Origin of the sequence: Pseudomonas profundi (assembly GCF_008638305.1) — a bacterium.
Taxonomy (GTDB): domain Bacteria; phylum Pseudomonadota; class Gammaproteobacteria; order Pseudomonadales; family Pseudomonadaceae; genus Halopseudomonas; species Halopseudomonas profundi.
The window spans coordinates 1-25,551 of the sequence record NZ_VTPZ01000014.1 but is presented as its reverse complement, the minus strand read 5'-3'; the positions used below and the strand labels follow the sequence as shown (position 1 = coordinate 25,551).

Sequence of the window (25,551 nt, the reverse complement as noted above, 5' to 3'; positions counted from 1 at the left end):
TGTGGTCGATATTGGTGCGTGCCGCCGTATGTACTGACCTCCAATGGTGCTTAACGACAGTCCTAAGCTAAAGGTGCATTCGAGCAACGCCTGCATAAATGGCACTTTTCGTTGATGAGCCGTTTATCAGACTTAAAAGAACCGGGGAAACTTTTGGCGCTGCAGTCCCTCCACTGAATAGAGGCTGCTTGATACTCGAGTAGCCCGGCTAGATGTGGAGGTAATCATGACCAACGATTCCAAAGGCAATCCAGGCAATTTTGCAAACGATCGCGAGAAGGCTTCGGAAGCCGGTCAGAAGGGCGGTCAGAACAGCGGCGGCAATTTCGCAAACGATCGCGAGAAAGCGTCGGAAGCTGGTCAGAAAGGCGGTCAGAACAGTGGCGGCAATTTTGCGAATGATCCTGCGAAGGCATCGGAAGCCGGCCACAAAGGCGGTCAGAATAGCGGCGGTAACTTTGCAAACGACCGCGAAAAAGCGTCGGAAGCCGGTAAGAAGGGTGGCGAGAATAGCCACAGCGGCGGCCGCAACAGCTGAGCGGCTAAACGGGGGTGACCGCCCCCGTTTTTTCTACCAAATGGTCGCTGGCGCAACGTCAGTCGAGCCGAAAATTGTCCTGTCTCTAGCTCTCGTCTTACCTACTAGTCCCTGATACCCAAGCCGAGGTCCGTGTATAGATCAGGCGAGCTTCGTTCTCTCTTATATCCAAGGTCCCGAATAACGTCCGCTTCATGTCCAGGGTGGTTTCCTTGCCGCCATGCTCGACGACACAATGGGCCCAGCTCTGGCGTCCACGCTCGGGGAAGGCGAGTTCGCGCCGACTCTAAACCTGAACGTGAATTTTCATGCGCCGGCAAAAGTCGGGGCAATCCGTGGCAATGGCAGGGTGGAGCGCCGAGGCGGGCAGGCCGTTGCTACTGCTACGGCGACTGCGCTGGTACGAAAGGGATAACGTTAGTTTTTTCTGGCTATCGGAGCTGTCAGCGCGATACTAACGAGGCCGGGGCCGGGGCCGGTGCTTTTTGCGGGCTCGCACCCTCATAACTCATTCAACAAGGAGCCGATTATGGATCTGGGTATTAAAGGCCGCTGGGCAATCGTCTGCGCCGCCAGCCAGGGGCTGGGCAAAGGCTGCGCCGAGGCGCTGGCGGGCGAAGGCGTTAATCTGGTGATCAATGCGCGTACTGTCGCCACCCTGGAACAAACCGCTGCCGAGCTGCGTGGCCGGTTCCCGGCAATCGAGGTGGTCACGGTCGCTGGCGACGCTGCCGAGCCTGCGACGCGTCAGGCCTTGCTTAGCGCCTGCCCGCAAGTCGACATTCTGGTCAACAATGCAGGGGGCCCGCCGCCGGGGGATTTCCGTGACTGGGACCGGGAGGACTGGCTCAAGGCGCTGGATGCCAACATGCTCACGCCCATCGAACTGATCAAGTCTGTGGTGGATGACATGGCGGAACGCGGTTTTGGCCGGGTGGTGAATATCACCTCTGGCGCGGTGAAGGCGCCGATAGACATTCTGGGTCTGTCTAATGGTGCGCGTAGCGGCCTGACTGGTTTCATCGCCGGGCTTGCACGCCAGCAGCGCCTGGCCGGGCGCAACGTGACGTTGAACAATTTGCTACCAGGCGCGTTCGACACGGCACGCCTGCACAAAACCCTGCAGGCAGCGAGCCAGGCAAGTGGTGATCTGCAGGCGACGACGGAGACACGCCGCCAGGCGATACCGGCGGCGCGGTTTGGTTCTGCGGAGGAGTTTGGGGCGTATTGTGCGTTTCTATGTAGTGCCCATGGCGGCTACATCACCGGGCAGAACCTGTTGATCGATGGCGGGGCCTATCCGGGGACCTTCTGAGGAAGAGCATCATCCATTTGCCGGACGCGCTACCGTCCTCGAGTTGGCGTAACGCCGGAATGCTGACGGCGCCGCGGCCGGGTGCGTCGTACTAACGAAACCGCGAATGACTCCGCTCGGATTGCCTGTGATGGCGTGAACTACCCAGATGGCGTGGGTCGATGAGAATAATCGAAGGATGCTCTCTACGTATTTGTTCCAGCGCCCGGCCGGAGTGCTTGCCGACCCACAGGCCGGGTAATACCTCGCGCGCGGGTTCGAGTGTCACGTTCTGGTCTGGGAGATAAAAGCATTGCATGCCTCTCGGACTCGCTGTTGGGCGCTGTGTTCGGCATTCAAATGCCCGTTCGTCGGATTCTGAATATGGACGCGGCCGCTCAACCCTGCGGGCTGTGTTCCATTTGTTCGCAGTACTGGCGCAGGTTTTCGTCGAGGTTGGCGGGGCATACGCCGCACTGCCTGTTACCGGGCACTGCGTAGTCGATGAATTTGGGGTAGGGGAGGTTCAGCTTGGCCATGATGGTTTTGAATTCCTCTTGCGGGATGGCTTCGCCCAGGCGCGGGTTACGCATTTTCTCCTGCGCAATGGTGGAGACGCGGCGGTTCTGATAATCGTGGGCGGGATAGACCAGGGTGTCGTCCGGCAGGGCGAAAAGTTTTCCCCTGACGCTGTGAAATAGATCATCCGCATTGCCATTCTGAAAATCAGTCCTGCCGCAGCCGTCGATCAACAGGGCGTCGCCGGTGAACAGCCTGTCACCGAGCAGATAGGCAAAATGCCCGTCGGTATGGCCGGGCGTATGGATTGGCTCCAGACGCAGAGTACCGACCTCGAAGGGTACGCCTTCTTCAATTCCCACATCGGTACACGGCAGGTTGTCGATGGCCGGCGCCGCGATGCGGCTGCCGACCTTCATTTTCAGCTCCAGTGCTGCGGTGATGTGATCCGCATGAATGTGTGTATCCAGGGTATACGCCAGCTTCAAGCCCAGCCGAGCAATCTCCGCCAGGTCGCGGTCCATGGTCGGCACGACCGGGTCAATGAGCACGGCCTGTCCGGTTTCCTCGCACCCCAGCAGATAGGTGTAAGTCGAAGACAGTGGCTCGTATAGCTGGCGAAATATCATGATTACCTCACTGGTTGAGTTGACTGCGCAGGGTTCTCCAGCACGTTGATCAGTGCGTACTTTTCCCGATCTATCTCGCCCCGGGTGCGGATACCCAGGCGCCGCAGGATCGGAAGCGGCGGGCACCAGCCCTGCAAGCCATGTTGCAGCAGGAAGGGCAGCACCACGCCGGGCAAAAATAGCCACTTGCGGTTGACGGTCAGCCCGAGCACCAGACCGGTGAGTGCAAGCGCTGAAGCATTTACCTCCAGCACGCGCTCCACGTCCCACTCCCGATCCAGGGTGTCGATCCGCTGTCTGATCTCGTCATGACTGCGCTGGCTGAAACGTCGGATATTGGCGTCGGCCTGGTCATCGATGCTGCGGTTGATGTCATCGGATGTTGAGCGGCGGACGCGGTCGGCCTGATCATTGGTTGCAAGGTCCTGCTGGTTGGGTGTCATGGTCGGCTCCTGATCCTGTGCGCCACCGGGCGGGCGGCGTTTCATGAAATGGTTATTAGCCTTCAGGATTATGAAAACCCGATCAGCGCTCTGTTCCCGGTATGAGCCAGACAACAGATAGGCGGCCACGTACTGCTAAACGATATATTGAAATATATATTGTGAAACTATAATGTAAAGCTTTGCTTATTTCACAGGACCCATCGTGAACCCATCTTTCGATATTGAGACGCTTCGGCAGTCTGCTTCCGAGGCATGCGCCCTGCTCAAGGTGCTGGGTAATGCTGACCGGCTTTTGATTCTTTGCCAGCTGACCCAGGGCGAGTACTGCGTAGCCGAGCTAGCGGATTCGACGGGTGTTACGCAGCCTACACTCTCGCAACAGCTGACCGTGCTCCGGCAGAACGGTCTGGTCAGCACACGCAGGGAAGGCAAACAGGTGTACTACAGCATCACCAGCGCGAACGCGATGGCAGTCATGCAGGTGCTTTACGAGCTTTACTGTGAGCAACAGCCAAACGGGGAGGAAGCGATATGACAATTGATTGGGCGAACTTTACGCCCTGGGCTTCACTGGCAGGCGGCATGTTGATTGGCCTGGCTGCTGCCATGTTCATCCTGCTTAACGGCCGAATTGCCGGCATCAGCGGGATTGTCGGCGGCCTGCTGCGACCTGCGAAGGGCGATGTGCTCTGGCGGGTGGCATTTATTGCCGGGTTGGTACTGGCGCCGCTGTTGTACCAGAGCGCCTTCACGCTTCCGGCAGTCGAGGTGGACGCCAGCGTGGCAGTACTGATCGCTGCCGGCTTGCTGGTCGGCGTCGGCACGCGTTACGGCTCGGGCTGTACCAGTGGTCACGGCGTGTGTGGGCTGGGACGCCGTTCGCCACGCTCACTGGTTGCGACCCTGGCGTTTATGGCCAGCGGGTTCCTGACTGTGTTCATCGTCCGTCATCTGATTAGCTGAGGCCTGATATGAATATTCTGAGCGCGTTTGTAGTGGGCCTGGTGTTCGGCTTCGGTCTGATCCTGTCGGGCATGACCGATCCGTCCAAGGTGCTGGGCTTCCTTGATATTGCCGGTGTGTGGGACCCCTCGCTGGGTCTGGTGATGGGTGGCGCCATTCTGGTGTCGAGCGTGGCGTTCTTCTTTGCTTCGAAGCGCACTCGAGCCGTGCTGGGCGAGGAAATGCGTATCCCGACTGCTACTCAGATCGACCGACGTCTGGTGCTGGGCGGTCTGGCTTTCGGTGCGGGTTGGGGATTGGCGGGGTATTGCCCGGGGCCGGCGGTGGCATCGCTGTTCACCGGTATGGTTGAGCCGGTCATATTTGTTTCAGCGATGCTGGCGGGTATGGGGATTTATGAACTGCATTCGCGGATGACCGCCGGTTCGGCCCGCCAGTAACGGCGGGTTTGTTCCGCACGTCAGCAGGCGGCTCGCGATGGTGCGCCTGCAGACTCGCGGTTCAGTCCTTCTGTACCGGCAAGCTGGCGGCATTCCAGGCTATCCAGGAACCCGGCGTATTGGCGACCTTCTGGAAGCCTTCTCGTTTCAGGATGCTTGCTGCTATGGATGCGCGGTAGCCGGAGCCGCAATAGGTGACCGTGGTCTTGTCCCGATCAAGGCCATCGAGTTGCTCCGCCAGATGGGCAACGAAGATATGCTTGGCACCGGGCACGCGTCCATTGGCCAGCTCGCTCGGGCTGCGTACATCGAGCACCTGCACGTCAGCCTCTTCGCGGCGGGCGTCCAGTTCATGGACGGTCCACTCCCCAATCTGCTCCAGCGGCAGGGCGGCGTTCTGCCAGTCGGTCATGCCATTGCGCAGATAGCCTCTGACATCATCCAGACCGATGCGGTAGAGCTGCATGATGGCCTGCTGGACGTCATCGGCTGATTCGCCAATCAATAACATGGGGCGCTCAGCGTCGAGCATCCAGCCTGCCCAGTTGATGAACTCGTTACGCAGGGCTATGTTGATCGCGCCGGGCACATGCCCGCCGCCAAACGCCAGAATGGAGCGGATATCGACGATCTGCACGCCATCCTGCCCCGCGATTTTCTGAAACGCCTGAGGGGAAAGGGGCGGGGGCAGGGCGGGGCCGTCCATGCTGGCGCGCTTGGTGTTGGTCTTTTTCAGCCGCGCGTAGTGGCGAGGCGGCTCCGGCATGTCCTTGAGTAGCCAGTCGATGAACTCCTCTTCGCTGCGTTGTTCGCGCAATGCCGGATTGAACAGTAATTCGTTACCGAGGGTGGAATGCTGACGGTCGCCAATCGACTTGCCGCATGCCGATCCCGCTCCGTGACAGGGATACATCTCGACGCGTTCTCCGAGCGGTAGATACCCGTTCATCAGGGTATCGAACAGTTTCGCGGCCATTTTTCGCTCACTGCCATCGCCGAGCAGATCGGGCCGGCCGACGTCCAGGTTGAATAGGGTGTCGCCAGTGAACAGAGCGAAGGGCTGATCGCCCTGCTGACTGTCGAACAGAAGCAGGGAAATGTGCTCAGGCGTGTGACCCGGGGAGCGCATCACCTGCAGACGGACCTGACCCAGCTCGAAATTCTCCCCGCCACTGACCTGGCGCAGCTCGAACTCGTAGGCATCCGAGCGCCCGCCAATGAGTTCGGCACCGGTTTGCTTCGCGAGGGCCTGCGCGCCGGATACAAAATCAGCATGGATATGGGTTTCGATCACATAGGCGATGCGCAAACCACGCTCCCTGGCCATGCGCAGATACACATCGATATCCCGTCTGGGATCAATGACCGCCGCGACGGCGGCCTTGCTGTCACCCACCAGATAGGAAAGCTGGGCTAATCCGTCGGTATACACGCGCTCGAATACAAGCATGGTTATCTCCTTCGGTTAATCGCTCTTGTTTGAATGGGACAGGCCGGGCACCGATAGTTCGGTCCGCAGGCCATCTCAGTCGGCTGGCTGCAGCCCGACGATGAACTCCACTTGCAAACCGTCAACCAGCGACACGAAGCGCAGCTCGCACTCGCAGCGTTCAGCGATGGCCTTGACGATGGATAGACCGAGCCCGCTGCCGTCACCGTCGCTGTTGCGCCAGAAGCGCTCGGTGATCTGCTCCAGCTTGTCGGCAGGGATGCCCGGCCCGTAGTCCCTGACCCTGAAGCAAACCTTGTTGACATCCTGGACGGTAAGCGTGAGTTCAACACTGGTGCCGACGCAGGTATGGCGGCGCGCGTTGTCCAGCAGGTTGCGCAGCGCTGCGATCGCCAACACCGGGGGCAAGGCGATGAACCTGTCCGGGATGTCCTCAGCAATGATCAGCTCCACCGGCGCGCCCTGTTGCTGGTTGGCGTCGGCAAGCGCGGTGTGCGCAACATTGATCGGCAGGCAGCGCAGGCCATCATCGAAGGACACGCGCCCTTCAACCCGCGCCAGCATTAACAGCTGCTCAAGCGTGCGGTGCATGCGGTCAGCGCCGGTCTCGGCCTGAATCAAGGCTTGCCGGGAACGCTCGCCGGTGGTCATCGAGGCCACCTGCAGGTGCGTTTTGATCGCCGTAAGGGGGCTACGCAATTCGTGCGCGGCGTCATCGGTCAGGCGCCGTTCGCGTTCGATGGTCTGAGCGAAGCGTTGGAATAACTGGTTCTGCGTTGCGACCAGCGGCGCCAGTTCGGCGGGTAGCGGCTCGATACGCAGCGGCTCGACTGAATCCGCGCTGCGCTCGGCCAGTGCGGTGCGAATACGCCGCAGGGGCGCGAGTCCGTTACTCACCCCAAACCACAGCACGATCAGGCTCCCCAGCAAGGCAAACAGGACCGGGACGGCAGCGGCGAGCAGCACCGAGCGTTGGAGTGTGTCGCGTTCGTCGAGCCGGTCGGCGGTAGTGATGCGCATGCCGTTCTGAACCAGTGTGAAGCTGCGCCAGGCCGTATCGCCAACCATCTGATCGCGGAAGCCGACTTGCTGAGCGTCGAGTACAGAATCCGGCGAGGAGTGGCTGCGCGCAATGACCTCTCCGCGCAATGAGCTGACCTGGCAGGCGAGGCCGTTCTCTTTGCCCAGCTGTTCGGCGCGCAGTCTGGTGACGCCGCCTTCGGTGAGTTCGGGCTGGGGCAGCTGGATCAGTAATCCGGCGACCATGCGGGCGGAGGCGGCCAGCCGCTGATCCAGCGACAGCATCAGGTGGTTGCGCACATCGAACAGCATCCAGGCGGCTGCCAGGCTCCATAACAATACGAAGGCCGAGCCCAGCGTAATGACCAACCGCAGCCTCAAACTCATGAGGCGGAATGATCCGATGAATGCCCCGCCGGCCCCAGGCGATAGCCGAGGCCGCGTACGGTCTCGACAATGCCGCCACCCAGCTTGCGGCGCAGATGATGGATATGCACGTTCAAGGCGTTGCTCTCGACCTCGTCGCTTAATCCGTACACCGCGTCTTTCAGTTGCTCGGCCGAGAGTACGCGGCCGGGGTTCTGCAACAGTGCCTGCAAGAGCGACTGCTCGCGGCGTGATAGCTCAATCGACTCGCCATTGAAGGTGGCGGTGCAGGCTGCCGGATCGTAGGTCAGCCGGCCATGTTCGATCAGGTGGCTGCTACGCCCGGCGGCGCGGCGCAGCAGTGTGTGCAGACGTGCGGCCAGTTCGCGCAGGTCGAAGGGTTTGATCAGGTAATCATCAGCGCCTGCCTGCAAACCCGCGACGCGCTCGGTTACCGCATCGCGGGCGGTCAGGATCAATACGGGCAATTCAACACCGCGTCGGCGCAGGCGCTGCAGAAGTTGCAAGCCATCCTCATCGGGCAACCCGAGATCCAGAATCATCACGTCGACCTCTGCGTTACGCAGCGTGGCATCAGCATGCGCGGCCGTAGCCGCGTGCGTTACCACAAAGCCCTGGGCTCCAAGCCCGGCAGTGACGCCGCTGGCAATGAGTGCGTTGTCTTCGGTGAGCAATACGTGCATGGGACGGTTCGTTGAAAGTATATGGGATGTGTACTCCGCCAGGATTAACGGAGCGTTATGAGCATAGCACCCGGGCGGGTGGCGTTTGGCTTGCCGGGTGGGCCGGTGCGCAATACTGGCCGCGATCCGCTGACGTTAATCGCCAGTTAATCCCGGATCGCCATGCTCCGCTGGACTGTTTACCGGGTAGGGATCTATGCGCGCGATCGTTTTTTTACTGGTGTCATGTGTCTGGCTGCTGCAGACAGCAAACGCCTCGCTATTTTCAAGCGGCGGGCAGCGAGAGGATTTTCTGCCTGTGGATCAGGCATTTGAGCTGCATGTCGAGCCGCAGGAGGAGGGCGGAACGCTGGTTCGGTGGGATATCGCGCCCGGGTATTACCTGTATCAGGAGCGTCTCAGTTTCGGCGGCCTGGATGCCGATTCTCAACCCACCTTGCCGCCGGGCGAGCCTTACACCGATGAGTTTTTTGGCGACTCGCAAATCTACCGGGGCAGTCTGGAAGTGGTCATTCCGCAAGCGGCCGCCAACTCCATTGAGCTTGGCTGGCAGGGCTGTGCGGACGCCGGCTTGTGCTACCCGCCGCAGTCGAAACAGGTCAGTCTGGACGGTGCAGGGCCGGCGAGTGCGTCGGGTTCGGTCCAGGCCGATGACGAAGCACTGGTCAGTGGCCTGCAGCAACAGGCGCTGTGGCTGAGCCTGCTGGTTTTCTTCGGTCTGGGCTTGCTCCTGGCCTTTGCACCCTGTTCGCTGCCGATGCTGCCGATTCTTGCGGGGATTGTCGTCGGTAGCGGGGCGACGCCGCGGCGCGGCTTTGCCCTGGCGATTGCCTATGTCGTCAGCATGGCGCTGGTATATGCCGCACTCGGCGTTGTAGCCGCATTGCTTGGCGCCAATCTGCAGGGTCTGCTGATGCAGCCCTGGTTGATCGCGAGCTTTGCCGGGCTGTTCATATTGTTGTCCCTGCCCATGTTCGGCTTCTTCGAGCTGCAACTGCCGGCTAGCCTGCGCGATCGCCTGGAGAATGCCGGGCGCAAGCGCAAGGGCGGCAGCCTCGCGGGTGCCGGTGTGTTGGGCGTGCTCTCCGGTTTGCTGGTCGGACCCTGCATGACCGCGCCCCTGGCTGCGGCGCTGTTATATATCGCGCAAAGCGGCAATGCCATACACGGCGGGTTGGTGTTGTTCGCGCTGGGCCTGGGTATAGGCACGCCGCTGGTGTTGCTGGTCACGCTGGGCAACCGCTTTCTGCCCAAACCGGGCGCATGGATGGACCGCGTCAAGGTGTCCTTTGGCTTCCTGTTCCTGATTGCAGCGCTCTATGTACTGCGGCCGCTGCTGTCGGACTCGCTATGGGTAGGGCTGTGGGGCGCGCTGTTGGTGGTGTTGGCCAGCGGTCTGCTGCAGCTGGCGCGTGAGCTGCAGAAGCACAAAGCGTTGAGCCGGGCGGTTGCATCGCTGGCGGGTATCTGGGGGATCGCCATGTTGCTCGGCGCTGCCGGCGGCGCGCATGACCCCTTACGTCCGCTGGCGATATTCACCGGTGGTGTGGCGACCGTTCAGGCTGGTGAGATGGGCGAAAGGTATGTCGGCTTTAGCGAGCCGGCCGTGCTCGACAGTGAACTCGCAGCCGCCAAAGCGGCCGGACAATGGGCGCTGGTCGATTACTACGCTGACTGGTGCGTGTCCTGCAAGGTGATGGAGCGGGAGGTGTTTGGTAATGCCGAGGTGCAAGCGGCCCTTGAAGACGTGCGCATCCTGCGGCCCGACGTCACAGACACCAACGCAGCCTCCCGGGAGCTGCTGGGTCGCTATCAGGTAATGGGTCCGCCGACGCTGCTCTGGATCGGGCCTGACGGCGTGGAGCGACGCTCGCAGCGCATCACCGGCGAAGTGGATGCCAGACAATTTCTGGCCAACTGGAATGAAACAATGGAGCGCGGCTGATGTTGACGATGAATGTAGGTCCGCTCGCATTGGCCGTGCCGCACATCATATTAATGGTGAGCTTGCTGCTTGCGACGCTGACCGGTTGGTGGGTCGGGCGCCGCAGCAAGCTCAACCCTGAGGCGCAACTGTTCAAGTTGTTGCTGGTGGCACTGCTGGTCGCGCGCCTGGCATTCGTGGTGGTGTATTTCGAACACTTTCGGGATGAACCCTGGGGCGTAATCGACATCCGCGATGGCGGCTTCATCGCCTGGCCGGGCGTAGTGGCGGCGGTGTTGCTGGGGGCGTGGCTGGCGTGGCGCGAACAGACGCTGCTCAAACCGCTGGGGTCGGCGATGGCTGTGGGCGTGCTGGTCTGGGGGTTCAGCAGCTTTGTGTTGCACGCCTTCGAGCAGGGCACGCGGCTGCCGGAGTTGGCGCTGCGCGACAACCAGGGCGCCCCGGTCGCGCTGGAGGACTATGTAGGCAAGCCGCTGGTAATCAACCTCTGGGCGACCTGGTGCCCGCCGTGCCGACGGGAAATGCCCGTGTTGGCGGAAGCGCAGCGCAAGGAGAGCGACCTCACATTCCTGTTCGTCAATCAGGGTGAAGGCGAGACCGTCATAGGCGAATTTCTGGCCTCGCAAGGGCTGGGGCTGGAAAACGTGCTGCTGGATACCGGCGGGCAACTAGGCCAGAAGCTGGGCTCGGCCGCGCTCCCTACAACGATTTTTTACGATGCCGAAGGTCGCCAGGTGGGTAGCCACCTCGGTGAGCTGTCGCGGGCCAGCCTGGCGCGCGAACTGGATAAACTCAAGATGGATGCTCAACCATGAAACACACTTTTCCGATGTCCCTGATTGTCTCTGCTGTTGCCATGTTATCTGCGCCGCTGGGCGTCGCCGAGGAGCTGCCCGCTGCGGTCAAGGCCGTTGAAGCCCGTGGCGCTGAAATCGTCGGCAGCTTTGACGCACCGGGCGGGCTCAAGGGGTATGCCGCCCGATTTAACGGCCAGGGCGTTTCCCTGTACCTGACGCCGGACGGGGAGCATGTGCTGGTGGGCACCCTGGTCAATACTCAGGGCGAAGACCTGAGCCGTCCGCAGCTGGAGCAACTGGTCTATGAGCCAATGGGTAAGGAAATGTGGCAGCGTCTGGAAGACAGCACCTGGATTGCGGATGGCTCTGCGGACGCGCCGCGCATCGTCTACATGTTCTCCGACCCGAACTGTCCGTTCTGCAACATGTTCTGGGAACAGGCGCGCCCCTGGGTCGAGGCGGGCGATGTGCAGGTTCGTCACGTCATGGTGGGTATGCTGCGCCCGGATAGCGCAGGCAAATCCGCAGCGCTGTTAGCCGCTGATAACCCGGAGCAGGCACTCAATGAACATGAGGCGGCGGGCAAGGCCAGCACGCTCAAGGCAATGAAGAATATCCCCGCTGACCTGGACGAACAGCTACAGGCGAACCTGGCGTTGATGGGCGAGATGGGCGCCTCTGCTACGCCGGCCATTTACTTCATGGATGAGAACAACCGGTTGCAGCAACAGCAGGGTGCACCGCAGCCCGACACGCTGAATAAGATCATGGGGCCGCTGTCGGGAAATCAGTAATCGAGCTTAAGTTCTTACGGACGCGCTGCGGCCGATCACGCGGCGGCGCCGCTGTCGTCCGGCTCATCACGCAGCAGCAGGCGGGTACCGAACACCACGCCGCCGGCCATGTATATCAAACCACCCCAGGCGGCCATCAATATGCCGCCAAATCGCTGGTCCTCCAGCTGCTCGAAGCCAAAGGCACCGAGGCAGAGGTCGGCGGGGTAGATGAGCGCAGGCGCGAGAATCAGCAGCATGCCCAACATGGTCATATGTACGAAGCTGAAGAAGAACCCTATCACAGTTGTGCTCGCCGCTGCCTTTGAGCGGGCCGCGAAGCCCAGCAACCAGACGGCCAGGCCGGCAACCAGAAAGCTGAGCTGCTGTACGACAAAGACGGATACGTGACGCGCGGCGGCTTCATGTAGCGCGGGTGCATGCCAGCCCCAGACGACGATCATTTCTACAGAGAACGCCAGGATCGCCCAGCCGCGAAGATTGCGCATGCCGTCCAGCTGAACGCCAGCGCGGGACAGCCCCAGCGCCAGGAGCGGGGCGACCAGCGCAACGATACCCAGGTGCAGCAGCATATGCGCAGAAAACGCCGTGCGACTCATTGCAGGTAAAGGACCAAGCCAGAAGCCGGCCAGCAGCAGAAAGCCCAACGTGAGTGGCCACGATTCGCGGATGGCTCTCATTGATGATCTCCGGCGGAGCGGGGCAAGGCGTCGGCGATTTCGCGGGCCATGGCGTTCGTATCCATCTGCTGGGTGAAGTGCTTGACCAGCTCGCCATCCGGACCGATCAGGTACATCACAGCGCTATGATCCAGCGTATAGGAATCGCCCATAGGCACCTTCCTGGCATAAACACGGTACGCGTCGGATATAGCGTCTATCTGTTCGGGTGTGCCGGTCAAACCCAGAATGCGCGGATCGAAATGCCGGGTGTAGTCGGACAGTATCTCAGGCGTGTCGCGCTCGGGATCCAGGGTGATGAATAAAGGTTGTAACTGCCCGGCTTGCTGGTCGAGCGTTCGCAGAATTGCGGCTACTCTTGTGAGCGCCGTTGGGCAGACATCAGGGCAGTGGGTGAAGCCGAAAAACATCAAGGTCCACTGACCGCGGAAGGTTTGCTCGGTAACGGTTCGGCCGGTGGGATCACGTAGTTCGAAGGGGCCGCCAATGGCTGCACCTTCGGCGATGGCAACCGAGGCGGGCGTGCGGGCAGGCCACGCCAGGTAAGCGACCGGCAAACCGGAGGCTAACAGAAGGATGCCAAGCCCACAGGCGATCAGAGTCTTGTTCAACGGCTAACAACCAGCGTCAGAAGAATGAATGCATGCCAGTTGAGTCCATTGCGGCCGGAAAGTTTGCCAGGTGCGCCAGCCTGCGCCATTTGACCAGGTTAGCGGAACCCTTTCATCCAAGCCTGGTCGCAGCATGGGTATACCTGCGGATCATCCGGGGTGCTCGCATAACGAACAAAGGAGTGATCGGTGAATTATAAAAGCATAAGCGACGTGACGACTCTCATGAACTACGGTGCCGGCAAGCTGCCCGCGGATGTGGATTTGATTGTTGGTACGAGTCGCTACGGAATGCTTCTGGCGGACATTGTTTCGCTGAAGCTGAACCTGCCCCACACCAGCCTTGATGCCTTCCTGCGTAACGATAAGGTAACGCCTGCCAACACGGCTGCCAGCTCGCTGGCCCGGTGCTGGGATGCGAAAAAAATTCTGGTCGTGGACGATGTTCACAATGAGTCAAAACCCATCCGCAAGGTGGCGACAGAAATGGCCAGGCTGTTTTCCGGAAAGGTGATCACTCTGATCGCTTTTCCCGAGAAGGCCGAGGTTAATCAGGCTGACCATCATCTTGACGTCGTCGACAGCCCACGGGTCTTCGAATGGAACATGATGCATGATCCGCTTATCAATAATGCCTGCCTGGATATCGACGGCGTGCTTTGCCTCGATCCGACCGTTGCGGAAAACGACGATGGCGAGAAGTATCTGCAGTTTCTGAACAACACGCTGCCATTGCACATTCCTTCCCAGCCGGTCGCTCATCTGGTGACCAGCCGGTTGGAGAAATACCGCGAACAAACCGAGCAGTGGCTGGAGCGCCAGGGGGTTCGATACGGGCAGTTGCACATGTTGAATCTGCCCTCGGCGGCGGAGCGGCAGCGGTTGCGTATTCATTATCGGTTCAAGGCCGAAGTCTATCGTAGCCTGCCGGACTCTGTGCTGTTTATCGAGAGTGAGAAGGCGCAGGCGGTGGGTATCATGGAAGCAGCCGGTAAGCCGGTGTTCTGTGTGGAAACCAATCGTATGTATGTGCCTGGCATGGCGTTTCATCCGGATGATGCGCAATCGAGGGGCGGGCTGTTGGAAAAGATCAGGCAGCTCAAGTACCGCCTTGGCCTGATGTTGAGCCGGCAAGCGTCTCCCACCGCCGCAACACGCATTACCTGACCCTCCGCATCCCGCATTTCTTTGGCTTCGGCCGGGCAGTGCTTGCCCGGCCATAACCTGCTCCGGCCGCTTTGCACGTTTCGTACTAGGATAAGGTAGGCGTTTCGCTCTTTATATGTGGGAGTGGAGCGGCATATCTCACAGTTGAATTCTGACGGTGTCACCTAAGGGGGCTCGATGGATTGGCGAGGCAGACGACGTAGCAGCAATATCGAAGATCGGCGTGGTCAACCCTTGCGGGGCGGAGCAGGCGGGGGCGGGCTGCTGCTGTTGTTGCGGTTTTTGCCGATGATGCTGCGTAGCAAGATCGGCCGCATCGTATTGGCGTTGGGTGTGGTCGCGTTTATCGGCGCGCGGATGCTGGGCATCGATCTGCTGCAGTTTGTCGACGGTGGCGCATCCAATGTCGCCCAGGCACCGCGCGAACTCACCCCGCAGGAACAGGAGCTTTCCGACTTTGTTTCGGTGGTGCTGGCGGATACCGAAGAAACCTGGAACGGCATTTTTGCCGCTGCAGGCGAAAACTATCAGGAACCCACCCTCGTGCTGTTCTCCGATCGTGTGAATTCTGCTTGCGGTACCGCCAGCTCGGCGGTCGGTCCCTTCTATTGTCCTGGCGATAATCAGGTTTACCTCGACCTGACCTTCTTCCGTGATCTCAAGCAACAGCTCGGCGCGCCCGGGGATTTTGCCCAGGCATATGTCATTGCGCATGAAGTCGGGCATCACGTGCAGAACCTGCTCGGCATCAGCGCCAAGGTTCGTAGCGCCGGTCAGGGCAGAAGCCAGGCCGAGGTGAATGAGCTGTCGGTACGCCAGGAATTGCAGGCTGATTGCTTCGCCGGCGTATGGGGTTATAGCGCTAACGAAGAGCGCCAGTTATTGGAAGAGGGCGATCTGGAGGAAGCGCTCAGGGCTGCCTCGGCCATCGGTGATGACAGGTTGCAGAAGCAGGCGGGGCAGGATGTGGTGCCGGACAGTTTCACCCATGGCACCTCCGAGCAGCGCATGTCGTGGTTCCGTCGCGGCTTCGAGAGCGGCGATATCTCACAATGTGATACGTTCTCGGCGGCGCTGGGCGGCTGACCGAAGCGGAAAATGCTGGCGCGCATGGCCGCGCCAGCTGGCTGATCAGAAAGCCTTGGAAAGCGTGATCGAACCAAACTCGTCATGCTGGTGCTGGTCAGTGAACTCCTTGGTGCGCCATACCTGGGCCAGGGCCAGCTGCCAGTTGCTCAGGGTAAAGGCTAGCCCGACCTTGGCATCGCCCACCCATTCCTCTCGATCCACGGAATGGCTGTCTGTCCAGGTGTTGCCGTCCAGCAACATGTTCTGCGCCATGTAGCGTCCTTCGAGGTCGGCAAAAACGTACCAGCTCACACCGTTACCGGAAGTGAAATATTCACTGCCGCTGCGCCCAGGCGTAACCGAGGGCACGCTGAAGCTGCGATCCAGCCGATGCCCGAAGCGAAACCCAAGCCCGGCGGAGGCGTAGGTATACAGGTTGCCGAGCGTAAAGCCGGCACTGGGGCCGTATTCGAAATCCAGCCCCAGCAGGTTGTTCTGTTTCCACCAGCGCTGATCGTAGCCCAGGTTGATAAAGGGCTCGTTTTCCAACTGATGTTCCCAGCCCATCGGTTCATCGCTGTCGGTAACCTTGTGTACGGCGCGCTGGATCTTCTCGGCGCCGGCTGCGGGTCCTACCATGCCCGCATCAAGGTGCAAGCCGCGGGCCTTGCGCCATCCGTCCAGCTGTTCATTGGTAAATATCGAGGTGCCGAGGAAGAACAGCCCGGCGTAGGGCCGGTCATTGATAATCCGGCGTCGGTAGTTGATGTCAAAGGGCGTATAGATCTGATGGCCGCCACGGTAGGACACGTTGGCTACCTCGCTTCCGGACCAACCGGGCAGCGAGTCGGCGAGCCGGCGTGACCAGTGCTGTTGCTCCGGCTGGAATGACCAGAAGACCTCGAAACCGTTGCTGTAATGGCCGTCGCTATTGCGTGAAAAGGCGTCGTTTTCCACCTTGAGCGACAGCGTATCGGCAACCGCAGACGCTTGTAGCGCCCCACAGGCGAGACCAACGATCAGAAACTTCCGGGCATTCGTCACTGGCATATCCAACTCCTGGAACAAGGAATACTGATAGAAGGATGCGGCGAACAAGGGGAGGCCAGGAGAAGCTCCAGCGGGGCGAATGCGCCGTTATGAATTATCTCGGCCGCTGCGCTGCGTCCATTCCATGGACCTCTGGCGAGGCGGGTTGTTCAGCCGGAACTCTCAGCCTGCACACACCGTCCCAATTCGTGTAACAGCAAAGTAGATGCGGCTAAGCGAATCCTGGGAGCGTAACGATGAAGTTCATCTTTGAGGTGCGAATGAAACCCGGCTACACAGTCGAGGAATACGCGGATGCCTGGATTCGCGCCAGCGAAGTTATCCAGCAGACACCCGGCGCGCTGGGCACGCGCCTGCATCGCAAGATTGGTGAGCCGGATACGCTGCTGGCGATCGCCAGCTGGGAGTCCAAGGCTGCGCGGGATGCCAAGGACGATCGACGCGACGAGATGGTGCGCGGCATTCTGGAAAAACACGCCAGAAATTGCGAGATAACCATTATTGGTGAGTTTGAAGAGCCTGAATGGGAGGTGCTGCCGGGACACGGCCGCGCGGCTGATACAGGCTCACTGGGCTGATACCAGACAGTGACGTCATGCAACATTAGCGAGCCTGTCTGACTTGCGCTGTATAAGGGCGGATTCCCGGCGGTACTGCGGGTCAGTGTCAATTGACGGTCACTTCGCTTCGTGCCAGTTTCTAATGTCCAATACAACGAGGAGTGCCCCATGCAGGCCCCTGATGAAATGATCAATGGACGTCTCGCAAGCGAAATCCTGGAAGCTCTGCCTGCCCGAATCAGTCACCGCCCTTTGCAATGGGCTGAAGAAACGCCGGATGCCGAAGCCATTGTTGATTCCGAGGCTCGCTGGTCCTATGCCGAACTGGCCCAGGCTATCGCATCCACACGCCAGCTCCTGCTTGATTATGGGGTCCGCCCCGGCGACCGGATCATGGTGGTCAACGAGAACTGCAGGGCGCTGGTGGCGCTGATATTCGCGGCCAGTGAGCTGGATGTCTGGTGTGCCGTGGTCAGCTCGCGCCTGTCCGACAACGAAATCGACGCCATCGCCGCCAGTTGTGATCCCCGGCGTCTGATCTATACCACCGCCACTTCGCCTGACGCACGGCACCATGCCAACCGTCATGGGGCGTCCTACCTGAAGCGCGAAGACATCGGCGAGATTGCGCTGGGCCCGCTGAATGAAGATGCCGAACCGAAGCCTGTGGTGGCCGACCCGGCAGCCCAGGTGGCAACCATGATATTCACCTCGGGCACCACCGGAACGCCCAAGGGCGTCATGCTCACTCACCGCAACATGTTATCCATTGCATCCGTTGCCAGTGGCCTGCGTGGTTTTTCACCCGCCGACCGGGTTTATGCGGTTCTGCCCATATCCCATGTTTTCGGGTTGAATTCGGTCTTTCTGGGCTCGCTCTACGCGGGCGCAACCTTATATCTGACTGAGCGCTTTGATCCGTCGCGTCTGAGGCAAGTGTTGGCGCGTGAGAACATCTCGGTGCTGCAGGGCGTACCAGCGATGTTCCAGCGCTTTCTCGAGCACCTGAACGCAAATCAGCTGGAACTCATGGCTCCGAACCTGCGATATATTTCGGTCGGTGGCGCGCCACTGGATCCCGGCGTCAAGCACCGGATCGAGGCCGCTTTCGGCCTGCCGCTGCACAATGGCTATGGGCTGACGGAGGCATCTCCGACCATTTCCCAGACGCGCATGGGCGAGCCTCTGGCTGACACCTCCTGCGGCCGCTTGTTGCCGTTACTGGAGTATCGCTTGCAAGGCGATGATGGTGCCGAGATTCCTGCGGGCGAGGTAGGTGAACTATGGATCCGCGGACCTAACGTGATGAAGGGTTACTACCGCCGCCCGAAGGAAACGGCTGAAGTCCTGCTCCCGGACGGTTGGCTCAACACGGGGGATCTGGCCCGCGTCGATGGCAACGACCACTTGCATATTGTCGGCCGGACCAAAGAGTTGATCATCCGCTCGGGATTCAATGTCTACCCGCCGGATGTTGAAGCGGTGCTTACGCAGCATCCCGACGTGACGCTTTCGGCTGTCGTGGGCCGGGCGGTGCCGGGCAATGAGGAGGTGATCGCCTATGTTCAGCTGGTTCCAGGTAGTACCACCAGCGAAGATCAGATCAAGGCGTTCGCCGCTGAGCGGCTAGCGCCTTATAAACGCCCCGCCAGGATAATCATAATGGACGATCTCCCGGCCACGCCCTCCGGCAAGATCCTCAAGGGCCGGCTCCGGCAGCGCATCGAATCCGAATAGCTGCCGACGCCGGCTTGCTTGACTGTCAGACCGCAAAATGCCTGAGCCGGGCGTTTTGCCACCAAGCGAGCGCTACCGCCGGCACTCCCATTACGGCACTGATCAGTGCCAGCTCCATATTCTCCAGCGGCACGGCGCCACCACCGGGTATCGCCATGGTGATACCGGCGATGATCAGCATGAGCCGTATCGGCCATTGCAAAATAGCATTGAGCGTCAGGTCGCCAACCCACACCAGATAACCCTGCATGGCGCTTGCGATCAGCACCACGCCAACAACGGCCTGTACCAGTACCACCGAGATTTCCGCCCAGCCCCCCTGCAGAATCAGCGCCGGGTTGAGTACGAACAGGAACGGGATAACGTAGATGACGCTGCCCAGGCGCATGGCCTGAACCCCGGTCTCCATGGGCTTGGCGCCTGCTACTGTCGCTGCTGCAAAGGCTCCCAGGGCGACCGGTGGCGTGATAAAGCTCAGCATCCCCCAGTACAGAATGAACATGTGTACCGCCAGCGGATTCATGCCGCCGCCCTGGATCAGCGCTGGCGCCAGGGCCACGGCGAGGAAAATGTACGCTGCGGTTACCGTCATGCCGATCCCCAGCAGGAAGCTGGTCGCCGCGCCCATTGCGAGCAGGATCAGGATATTTCCGCCGGCCAGGTAGATAAGGTCGTTGGCGATGGTGCCCGAGAGGCCGGTTACCGAAAGTGCGCCTACCAGCAGTCCCACGCCTGCGAGTATCGCGATCAGCTCGGAGAACAGTTTGGCTGAGCCGGAGAGGAAGTCTTTCACTTCGGCCCAGCCCCAACGCTGATACGGGAGCAGCTGGTTGATCACCAGAAGCAGGGCAGTGGCATAGAACGGCGCAATGGCTTCCTGGCGCAGTACAAAGAGCATCCAGATGAGAAGAACGAAAACGAATACGAAGTACCAGCCTTCTTTCATGGTCTGCTTCAGGGATGGCAATTCCTCCTGAGGCAGTCCACTTAGCTTGTACTTCGCTGCGTAGGCATCAATCTGAATGAAGAGCCCCAGGAAATACAGCGCTGACGGAACGATCGCCGCCATTGCTATATCGCTGTAGGGAATATTCAGGAAGCTGGCCATGACGAAAGCCGTCGCGCCCATGACCGGAGGCATCAGAACCCCGCCGGTCGAGGCGCAGGCTTCCACACCTGCGGCGTATGAGCGGCTGAACCCGACCCGGCGCATGGCTGGAATAGAGAGCACACCCGTGGTGAGGACGTTGGTAATGACGCTGCCGCTCATCGAGCCCATGAGTCCGCTGGAAAAAATCGAGACTTTGGCAGGCCCGCCGCGGACATGGCCGAGCAGTGCAAAGGCGAGGTTGATGAAGAATTTGCCGCCGCCGGTCTTTTGTAGCGCAACGCCGAACAGCAGAAAGCCGATCACCAGGTTGGCAAAAGACTGCAACGGAATACCCATGATGCTTTCGCGGCTCATGGTGTGATAAATCGCGGTCTGGTCAGGGCTCGAAGGGAAGCCCTGGATCGGTCCGGGCATGATATCGGCGAAGATGGGATAAAGGCTCGCCAGCCCGACGATCAGCGCAATCGGGGTGCCACCGGCCCGCCGTACGGCTTCCAGCACAACCGCCCACATCAGGAAACTCATCACCACGGCATGGTCGGGCGCCGCAAACGCCCAGCCGCGATCGAGGATACGCTCACCGTGGTAGACGAAATAGCCGCAAACAATCAACGCTACGAGATAAAGCAGAACGTCGTACCAGGGCACTCTGTCGCGCGCGGCCCGTGAGCTAATCGGCCACAGCAGATAGACCTGCGGAAGCATCAGCGCCACCACGGCGTAGAAAAACTGGCTTTCAACAGAGGTGATAAAGGAAAAAAAGCCCAGGTTGAGAAGATAATCCAGGGCGGTGACGGTGAGTACCAGCGTGCTGAGCCGCGGTAGCCACGACCATTTCTCGGGGAGTTGCCGGATGCCAGAAACGGCGCCCGCTTCGGCTTCCTGTTCTTTGTGTTCTTGCATAGTTGTTATTGTATCCGGCTGGAATGTAAAGATATTTGGCTACTGGCCTCACCGTCAGGACCGGCCAGCAGCGCAATTAAAGCGCCTTTAACGGAAAACGGGGTTCATTCCCACCGATTCCAGCGCCTTGGCCCGGGCATCCATCCAACCTTGCTTGAACTCATCCTCGTCCCGCGGGGGATTCGCGCCGGTGTAGTCCTTCCATGCCGTCAACAAGGTCTCCTGGCGTTTTACCAGGCCATCCTGATGGTTCTGCATATCATCGGTCCAGTGACCGATTTCCTTATAATACTCAACAACTTCGTCATGGAAAGGGATGACCCACGACATATTCTGGTTCTCAAGCGAATAACCCGCATTGCCCGGCGCGGCGTCCTTGTACTTATCTATGTCTTCGATCAGAACCCGTACCAGGTTGCGCGCCACGCCTTTCTCGAGTTTTTCGTTGGCCACATAGATTGGATATGGGTAACTGGCACCCACCCATGGATTGTCATCGTTATAGTTTCCGGCTGCGGCGGTTACTCGGTGAGGTTGAAAATAAGGGGCGACGGCCTGCAGCCGCTTCCAGCCTTCCTTGTCGTCCGGATCCAGAGTAGGCCAGGTTATGCCCCGTGGGCTGGCAGCCAGCTGCTGTGCTGGCGGCGCGACGCTCATGGTAAACGCGGTATCGGACTGGTGGCCGACAATGCCTTCGAAGGCGCGGCCGTATCCTGGAAACTCCACACGCTCAACGTCATCCCAGGTAAGGTTGCCGAAGGCAAGGAAGGCTTCGGTTCCGACATTCAGTGCATCATCACCGCGGACGTAGGAGACTCGCTTGCCTTTGAGATCGGCTGGGGTTTTGACGCCTATGTCACCGGCGACAGCCACACCGAGGCCGAAGCTGGCTGTTGAGGTAATAATGACGCGGATCGGCTGGGGTCCCCAATCAGGACCGGCGAACATCAGTACGCCTTCAAACCCATAGTAGCTGGCGACACCACAGGCGCAGATCGGGACCCTGCCCGTTCGTAGCGGCGTCATGCGAGAAACGTCGTTTTCTCCCGGCAGAATCCTGATCGAGGTCCCGTATTCGTTCTGCAAAAGGTTACCGATGGACACCGCCTGAGTGTACCCGGCGGACCCGGTGCCATAGGCGGTCATCACGAGGGTCTTGGGTAGGGTGATATCGTCGGCAGCGTTAGCCATTCCTATAGCGGTTGCCAGAACCCCGACAATCAATCCTTTTGACATGGTAAGCATGGTGTAACCCCTTATTTAGAGCCTTTACATTATTGTTTTACTATACGGAACGGGGTTCCGCAGCTTCCACATCAAGGTAGTTGAGCCCTCCGCCAAGTGTCAATTGGAATGGCAGGCGTGTCTTCTCCAGCACTTACAGACATTCACAACGGAAATATAGTTGAGCAGTTCAAGCTCGTTAGGTAGATCCCTGATATATCGCTGCTAGAAGGGCGGGCCGACAGAATTCCCGATGCTTATATCTATCCGGTTGGGCTCGGGCTTGCGTTGGCTCAGGGCGGCTCAGCGGCAGTTGCCTGCCTTGCGATAACCGCTGCTCATCGCCTGGGCTTCGCTGGTGAAAATCACCTGGTTCTTGTCGCTTACCCGGTCGTAGCTTGGGCATCCTTTGGGGAGGTGATAGACCTTGCTGCGGCGATTTCCCATCACCGGCAGATTGGCTTCTGGGCGTGGCGTGTTGGAAGTCACCGCGACGCGAATACCGTCGCCGATGTTTTCGCGGCCCACACTCCAGACGCGCTGCCCGGTGACGAATTCGTTATGGTGCCCCATCAGGCGGGCCACCCTCCGATCACGCTCTTCCTCCCGACGAGTCGGCGGGAACTGGCGGTTCCAGACCATCAGCAGTTGCTGTTGCTGACTGGACATGCGCAGATCGTAGCGATCATGCATATAGAAATAGGTCCGGGCAATCTGGCCTTTGATTTCGTCGCGGGGCTGAACCACACGCTGCGGGAAGTCCACTTTGAAGTCGCAAGCACCGTGCTGGTAAGGCGCATCGGGCAGCATGCCGAAGCGGTAGTTGCTGCGGTCGGCATTGGTCTCGCCGATTGAGGGGGCCAGGTTGTGCAGATCTGCCTCCATCACGTTGAAGACGGGATCGCTACGTTTGCAGTTGGACCGCCCACCTTGCTGCCAGCATTGACGTTGCTGGCCAAACAGGGAGGCAGGGACGATATGCTCCCACTCGATGCGTATCGCGCGGGTGTCCTGGGCGCGAATGCTGTAACCGCAACTCTCGAGGTCAACCCGGCCTCCAGAGCGCCCGGCCCATTCCCAATTACACCCACAATAGAAGGTGCCGTGCTGATTCTGGTCCTGATACACCTGCTGGCGGGTCAGGATTTTTGCTGCTTCAAAGGATACGGGTGCCGCGAGGGCCGGGAGCGAGATACAAAGAAAACTCACCACAAAGGTGGCGAAGACAGACAGGCGCGAGTGTTTGAACATGAGGCTGCTTATACGAGGTGTGAGCGGGTGCCAGTGGTACTGCATAGCGGCACTAGCGAAACGGTAAGTGCGCTATTTTAAAGGAGTTTTTCGGAAGGTGCGCAAGAACTTGCGCACTATTATGGCTGTGTAAATTCGGCGTGGAGTTCGTGCGCGGTGCGATGCGCTCTGCATCCGCAGAGAAAACGTTTGTTATCAGAGACTGGTTTTCCTGGGGGTGTAGAGCGGCTGCTCTACGCCGAATTCGCAGCCCATCGAAGCGGTGCATCTAGACCTGTCGGCGCGCAGGCGCACGCCAACCCCAGGAAGCTGCCCGTTGTTCTGAGCAAAAAGCGACAGTCCTGGGATTGCAGAGCGCCTCGCGCCGCGTTCGGACGCGCCGACAGGTCGGCTAAACACGCAAACCCGGCGTAGCGCAGGCGCACTACACCCCCAGGACAACCAACCCCTGAAAACTAGAGTTTTTCCTGGGGTTGGCGTGCGCCTGCGCCGACAGGTCTGCAAAACGCGCAAACTCGGCGTAGAGTCCGAACGCGGCCCCGGGGCGCTCTACACCCCCAGGAAAACCAATCCCTGAAAGCGAGAGTTTTCTTCTTGGTTGATGAGCGCCTCGGAGAGTCATTTCCTGCACGGAATGGGTTGGCTTCCTGGGGTTGGTGAGCGCCTGCTCGCCGACAGGTCTGCAAAACGCGCAAACCCGGCGTAGAGTCCGCTTCACATTTCACGAGAGCCTGCTTCCCTGGCGAAGCTAGCCCCTTTTTCTGCACGAACCTGCATTCACATCGTGAATGCAGCCGATCACAGGGATTCGTTTCAAATCCGCCCGGATTTTGCGTAATGTATCGATCCTCAGCGGGCAGACCGATTGGTCACCTGCGCCTTATTTTTCAGATCTGGAGGTGAGCTGCGATGGCATCATTCGAGAGTATCAAACAGGTAGGTGTTATCGGTGCCGGGACCATGGGTCGCGGTATCGTGATGAATTTCGTCAATGCTGGCTATCCGGTCGTGTGGCTGGACGTGAACGCCGAGATGCTGGAAAAGGGCATCGAGGACATCCGCAACACCTACAAGCGTTCCGTTGCCCAACAGCGTTTTGACGAAAACGAAGCGAATGCCCGTGTCGAGCGTATCAGCACCACCCAGGCTTACGCTGATCTGGCCGACATGGATCTGGTAGTCGAAGCCGTCTATGAAAACATGGATCTGAAGAAGCAGATCTTCGGCGAGCTGGACAAGGCGGTTAAGGCTTCCGCGATCCTGGCGACCAATACCTCCTATCTGGATATCGACGAAATCGCCTCCGCTACCCAGCGTCCGGCTCAGGTGCTGGGCCTGCACTTCTTCAGCCCTGCGCATATCATGAAGCTGCTCGAAGTCGTACGCGGCAAGGCCACCGCCCAGGACGTGCTGGATGCCTGTCTGGCAGTCGGCAAGAAGATTGGCAAGGAAGCCGTACTGGCGGGCAACTGCCATGGCTTCATCGGTAACCGCATGCTTTCCATGTATTCGCGTCAGTCCCGTGAAGTGGTGCTTGAGGGCGCTACACCCTGGCAGGTTGACCAGGCGCTGCAGGGTTTCGGCATGGCGATGGGTCCGTACCGCATGTATGACGTGGTCGGTGTCGATCTGGGCTGGCGCTCACGTCAGCTGGCGGGTCAGGGCCGCGGCGAGCCGATCGTGTGGCTGGATAACAAGCTGTGTGAAATGGAGCGCTTTGGTCAGAAGAGCGGCCACGGCTTCTACAAGTACGAGCCAGGCAGCCGCCAGGCAATTCACGATCCAGAGACCGATATGCTGGCCCGTGAAGTTGCTGAAGAAGCAGGCTATACCCAGCGCGATGTAGGCGATGAGGAAATTGTCCGTCGCTGCATTCTGGCGCTGGTCAACGAAGGTGGGCGGATTCTTGACGAAGGCTTTGCCGAGTCAGCAGAAGACATCGACCGCGTATATCTTTACGGCTACGGCTTCCCGAAAGAGCGTGGCGGCCCGATGAGCTATGCGGACAGCCTGGGCCTGGATGTCGTGCTGGAGCAGATTCGCGAGCTTGAAGCGAGCCAGGGCGAGTTCTGGAAGCCCGCAGCAGGGCTGGTCAAGCGTGCCGAGGCAGGTGAGCGCTTTACCAAGAGCTGATCTGCTGGTTCAGCCGGACAGCCAGTTATTCTGGCTGCTTGGCTGAAGCAAGAAAACCGCGTCCGGGTTCGCCGACGCGGTTTTTTTGTGGGGTTTTGGCTGGCCCTGGCGGCCAGCATCGCCGCGGGTCGCGCCTTGTATGGTTTTCCTA

The 25,551-nt window shown here is 59.8% G+C and carries 24 protein-coding genes and 1 pseudogene; 14 read left to right on the top strand and 11 right to left on the bottom strand.

Annotation, left to right across the window (positions count from 1 at the left end; all coding sequences use genetic code 11):
• Positions 1-226 precede the first annotated feature (226 nt).
• The 3 genes and pseudogenes from FZE95_RS16315 (at position 227) to FZE95_RS16305 (ending at position 1,853) form a co-directional block, all read left to right on the top strand.
• Positions 227-538 (top strand): con-10 family general stress protein, encoded by a 312-nt coding sequence (locus tag FZE95_RS16315; RefSeq protein WP_150301946.1) that lies wholly within the window; start codon positions 227-229, stop codon positions 536-538.
• Positions 539-743: 205 nt separating this feature from the next.
• A pseudogene (locus tag FZE95_RS16310) lies at positions 744-953 on the top strand (PaaI family thioesterase); the annotation flags it as partial.
• Between the two features lie 114 nt (positions 954-1,067).
• Positions 1,068-1,853 (top strand): SDR family oxidoreductase, encoded by a 786-nt coding sequence (locus tag FZE95_RS16305; RefSeq protein WP_150301944.1) that lies wholly within the window; start codon positions 1,068-1,070, stop codon positions 1,851-1,853.
• Positions 1,854-2,230: 377 nt separating this feature from the next.
• On the opposite strand, the gene FZE95_RS16300 is transcribed toward FZE95_RS16305, so the two are convergent.
• Both FZE95_RS16300 and FZE95_RS16295 read right to left on the bottom strand, forming a co-directional pair.
• The gene (locus tag FZE95_RS16300) at positions 2,231-2,980 is read right to left on the bottom strand and encodes an MBL fold metallo-hydrolase (protein WP_150301943.1); all 750 of its coding nucleotides are present in this window, start codon (positions 2,978-2,980) and stop codon (positions 2,231-2,233) included.
• A 2-nt stretch (positions 2,981-2,982) separates the two neighbouring features.
• Positions 2,983-3,423 (bottom strand): YgaP family membrane protein, encoded by a 441-nt coding sequence (locus FZE95_RS16295; protein ID WP_150301942.1) that lies wholly within the window; start codon positions 3,421-3,423, stop codon positions 2,983-2,985.
• A gap of 205 nt (positions 3,424-3,628) precedes the next feature.
• On the opposite strand from FZE95_RS16295, the gene FZE95_RS16290 reads away from it, so the two are divergent.
• Genes FZE95_RS16290 through FZE95_RS16280 form a run of 3 tightly spaced genes read left to right on the top strand, consistent with a single transcriptional unit; the run spans position 3,629 to position 4,829 of the window.
• The gene (locus FZE95_RS16290) at positions 3,629-3,961 is read left to right on the top strand and encodes an ArsR/SmtB family transcription factor (protein WP_150301941.1); all 333 of its coding nucleotides are present in this window, start codon (positions 3,629-3,631) and stop codon (positions 3,959-3,961) included.
• A complete protein-coding gene (locus tag FZE95_RS16285) occupies positions 3,958-4,389 on the top strand; it encodes a YeeE/YedE family protein (RefSeq protein WP_150301940.1) in 432 nt (143 codons plus the stop codon). The genes FZE95_RS16290 and FZE95_RS16285 overlap by 4 nt, the downstream gene beginning before the upstream one ends.
• 8 nt (positions 4,390-4,397) lie before the next feature.
• The gene (locus tag FZE95_RS16280; RefSeq protein ID WP_150301939.1) at positions 4,398-4,829 is read left to right on the top strand and encodes a YeeE/YedE family protein; all 432 of its coding nucleotides are present in this window, start codon (positions 4,398-4,400) and stop codon (positions 4,827-4,829) included.
• Between the two features lie 61 nt (positions 4,830-4,890).
• Here the strand turns inward: FZE95_RS16280 and FZE95_RS16275 are convergent, their stop codons facing one another.
• From FZE95_RS16275 to FZE95_RS16265, 3 genes are all read right to left on the bottom strand, one after another.
• Positions 4,891-6,279: an MBL fold metallo-hydrolase gene (locus tag FZE95_RS16275; RefSeq protein ID WP_150301938.1), complete on the bottom strand. Its 1,389-nt coding sequence runs from the start codon at positions 6,277-6,279 to the stop codon at positions 4,891-4,893.
• Between the two features lie 75 nt (positions 6,280-6,354).
• Entirely contained in the window at positions 6,355-7,686 is a 1,332-nt protein-coding gene (locus FZE95_RS16270) for an ATP-binding protein (RefSeq protein ID WP_150301937.1), read from the bottom strand.
• A complete protein-coding gene (locus tag FZE95_RS16265) occupies positions 7,683-8,369 on the bottom strand; it encodes a response regulator transcription factor (RefSeq protein WP_150301936.1) in 687 nt (228 codons plus the stop codon). Before FZE95_RS16265 ends, FZE95_RS16270 begins: the two co-directional genes overlap by 4 nt.
• Before the next feature lie 196 nt (positions 8,370-8,565).
• Here FZE95_RS16265 and dsbD point away from each other — a divergent pair, with 196 nt between their 5' ends.
• The 3 genes from dsbD to dsbG are packed head-to-tail and all read left to right on the top strand — an operon-like array spanning position 8,566 to position 11,905.
• Positions 8,566-10,314 (top strand): protein-disulfide reductase DsbD, encoded by a 1,749-nt coding sequence (dsbD, locus tag FZE95_RS16260; RefSeq protein ID WP_150301935.1) that lies wholly within the window; start codon positions 8,566-8,568, stop codon positions 10,312-10,314.
• On the top strand, positions 10,314-11,129 hold the full coding sequence (locus FZE95_RS16255; RefSeq protein ID WP_150301934.1) for a TlpA family protein disulfide reductase: 816 nt from the start codon (positions 10,314-10,316) through the stop codon (positions 11,127-11,129). Before dsbD ends, FZE95_RS16255 begins: the two co-directional genes overlap by 1 nt.
• Before the next feature lie 14 nt (positions 11,130-11,143).
• Complete coding sequence (gene dsbG, locus FZE95_RS16250; protein WP_371923582.1) at positions 11,144-11,905, top strand: thiol:disulfide interchange protein DsbG; 762 nt, start codon at positions 11,144-11,146, stop codon at positions 11,903-11,905.
• Positions 11,906-11,940: 35 nt separating this feature from the next.
• Here dsbG and FZE95_RS16245 read toward each other — a convergent pair whose 3' ends face one another.
• On the bottom strand, positions 11,941-12,585 hold the full coding sequence (locus FZE95_RS16245; protein ID WP_150301932.1) for a cytochrome c oxidase assembly protein: 645 nt from the start codon (positions 12,583-12,585) through the stop codon (positions 11,941-11,943).
• Entirely contained in the window at positions 12,582-13,196 is a 615-nt protein-coding gene (locus tag FZE95_RS16240) for an SCO family protein (protein ID WP_150301931.1), read from the bottom strand. Before FZE95_RS16240 ends, FZE95_RS16245 begins: the two co-directional genes overlap by 4 nt.
• A gap of 189 nt (positions 13,197-13,385) precedes the next feature.
• Between FZE95_RS16240 and FZE95_RS16235 the strand changes: the two genes are divergently transcribed.
• A complete protein-coding gene (locus FZE95_RS16235) occupies positions 13,386-14,363 on the top strand; it encodes a phosphoribosyltransferase (RefSeq protein ID WP_150301930.1) in 978 nt (325 codons plus the stop codon).
• 177 nt (positions 14,364-14,540) lie between these two features.
• Entirely contained in the window at positions 14,541-15,449 is a 909-nt protein-coding gene (gene ypfJ / locus FZE95_RS16230) for a KPN_02809 family neutral zinc metallopeptidase (RefSeq protein ID WP_150301929.1), read from the top strand.
• A gap of 45 nt (positions 15,450-15,494) precedes the next feature.
• Here ypfJ and FZE95_RS16225 read toward each other — a convergent pair whose 3' ends face one another.
• Positions 15,495-16,481 (bottom strand): lipid A deacylase LpxR family protein, encoded by a 987-nt coding sequence (locus tag FZE95_RS16225; protein ID WP_150301928.1) that lies wholly within the window; start codon positions 16,479-16,481, stop codon positions 15,495-15,497.
• Between the two features lie 236 nt (positions 16,482-16,717).
• On the opposite strand from FZE95_RS16225, the gene FZE95_RS16220 reads away from it, so the two are divergent.
• Complete coding sequence (locus tag FZE95_RS16220) at positions 16,718-17,059, top strand: antibiotic biosynthesis monooxygenase family protein (protein WP_150301927.1); 342 nt, start codon at positions 16,718-16,720, stop codon at positions 17,057-17,059.
• A gap of 150 nt (positions 17,060-17,209) precedes the next feature.
• Positions 17,210-18,778: a class I adenylate-forming enzyme family protein gene (locus FZE95_RS16215; RefSeq protein ID WP_150301926.1), complete on the top strand. Its 1,569-nt coding sequence runs from the start codon at positions 17,210-17,212 to the stop codon at positions 18,776-18,778.
• Between the two features lie 25 nt (positions 18,779-18,803).
• On the opposite strand, the gene FZE95_RS16210 is transcribed toward FZE95_RS16215, so the two are convergent.
• The 3 genes from FZE95_RS16210 to FZE95_RS16200 form a co-directional block, all read right to left on the bottom strand.
• Complete coding sequence (locus FZE95_RS16210; RefSeq protein WP_150301925.1) at positions 18,804-20,792, bottom strand: TRAP transporter permease; 1,989 nt, start codon at positions 20,790-20,792, stop codon at positions 18,804-18,806.
• Positions 20,793-20,879: 87 nt separating this feature from the next.
• Positions 20,880-22,037, bottom strand: coding sequence for a TAXI family TRAP transporter solute-binding subunit (locus FZE95_RS16205; protein ID WP_150301924.1), 1,158 nt, complete (start codon positions 22,035-22,037; stop codon positions 20,880-20,882).
• Positions 22,038-22,319: 282 nt separating this feature from the next.
• The gene (locus FZE95_RS16200; RefSeq protein ID WP_150301923.1) at positions 22,320-23,267 is read right to left on the bottom strand and encodes an endonuclease; all 948 of its coding nucleotides are present in this window, start codon (positions 23,265-23,267) and stop codon (positions 22,320-22,322) included.
• Between the two features lie 909 nt (positions 23,268-24,176).
• Between FZE95_RS16200 and FZE95_RS16195 the strand changes: the two genes are divergently transcribed.
• Entirely contained in the window at positions 24,177-25,400 is a 1,224-nt protein-coding gene (locus tag FZE95_RS16195; RefSeq protein WP_150301922.1) for a 3-hydroxyacyl-CoA dehydrogenase, read from the top strand.
• The last annotated feature ends 151 nt before the right edge of the window (positions 25,401-25,551 follow it).

Bases quoted from the DNA above. Each gene is read 5' to 3' on its own strand.
- FZE95_RS16215 (WP_150301926.1), top strand. From the start codon at position 17,210: ATGCAGGCCCCTGATGAAATGATCAATGGACGTCTCGCAAGCGAAATC.
- ypfJ (WP_150301929.1), top strand. From the start codon at position 14,541: ATGGATTGGCGAGGCAGACGACGTAGCAGCAATATCGAAGATCGGCGT.
- dsbD (WP_150301935.1), top strand. From the start codon at position 8,566: ATGCGCGCGATCGTTTTTTTACTGGTGTCATGTGTCTGGCTGCTGCAG.
- FZE95_RS16270 (WP_150301937.1), bottom strand. From the start codon at position 7,686: ATGAGTTTGAGGCTGCGGTTGGTCATTACGCTGGGCTCGGCCTTCGTA.
- dsbG (WP_371923582.1), top strand. From the start codon at position 11,144: ATGTCCCTGATTGTCTCTGCTGTTGCCATGTTATCTGCGCCGCTGGGC.
- FZE95_RS16295 (WP_150301942.1), bottom strand. From the start codon at position 3,423: ATGACACCCAACCAGCAGGACCTTGCAACCAATGATCAGGCCGACCGC.
- FZE95_RS16225 (WP_150301928.1), bottom strand. From the start codon at position 16,481: ATGCCAGTGACGAATGCCCGGAAGTTTCTGATCGTTGGTCTCGCCTGT.
- FZE95_RS16195 (WP_150301922.1), top strand. From the start codon at position 24,177: ATGGCATCATTCGAGAGTATCAAACAGGTAGGTGTTATCGGTGCCGGG.
- FZE95_RS16280 (WP_150301939.1), top strand. From the start codon at position 4,398: ATGAATATTCTGAGCGCGTTTGTAGTGGGCCTGGTGTTCGGCTTCGGT.
- FZE95_RS16300 (WP_150301943.1), bottom strand. From the start codon at position 2,980: ATGATATTTCGCCAGCTATACGAGCCACTGTCTTCGACTTACACCTAT.
- FZE95_RS16245 (WP_150301932.1), bottom strand. From the start codon at position 12,585: ATGAGAGCCATCCGCGAATCGTGGCCACTCACGTTGGGCTTTCTGCTG.
- FZE95_RS16210 (WP_150301925.1), bottom strand. From the start codon at position 20,792: ATGCAAGAACACAAAGAACAGGAAGCCGAAGCGGGCGCCGTTTCTGGC.
- FZE95_RS16200 (WP_150301923.1), bottom strand. From the start codon at position 23,267: ATGTTCAAACACTCGCGCCTGTCTGTCTTCGCCACCTTTGTGGTGAGT.
- FZE95_RS16220 (WP_150301927.1), top strand. From the start codon at position 16,718: ATGAAGTTCATCTTTGAGGTGCGAATGAAACCCGGCTACACAGTCGAG.
- FZE95_RS16275 (WP_150301938.1), bottom strand. From the start codon at position 6,279: ATGCTTGTATTCGAGCGCGTGTATACCGACGGATTAGCCCAGCTTTCC.
- FZE95_RS16315 (WP_150301946.1), top strand. From the start codon at position 227: ATGACCAACGATTCCAAAGGCAATCCAGGCAATTTTGCAAACGATCGC.
- FZE95_RS16285 (WP_150301940.1), top strand. From the start codon at position 3,958: ATGACAATTGATTGGGCGAACTTTACGCCCTGGGCTTCACTGGCAGGC.
- FZE95_RS16205 (WP_150301924.1), bottom strand. From the start codon at position 22,037: ATGCTTACCATGTCAAAAGGATTGATTGTCGGGGTTCTGGCAACCGCT.
- FZE95_RS16305 (WP_150301944.1), top strand. From the start codon at position 1,068: ATGGATCTGGGTATTAAAGGCCGCTGGGCAATCGTCTGCGCCGCCAGC.
- FZE95_RS16255 (WP_150301934.1), top strand. From the start codon at position 10,314: ATGTTGACGATGAATGTAGGTCCGCTCGCATTGGCCGTGCCGCACATC.
- FZE95_RS16265 (WP_150301936.1), bottom strand. From the start codon at position 8,369: ATGCACGTATTGCTCACCGAAGACAACGCACTCATTGCCAGCGGCGTC.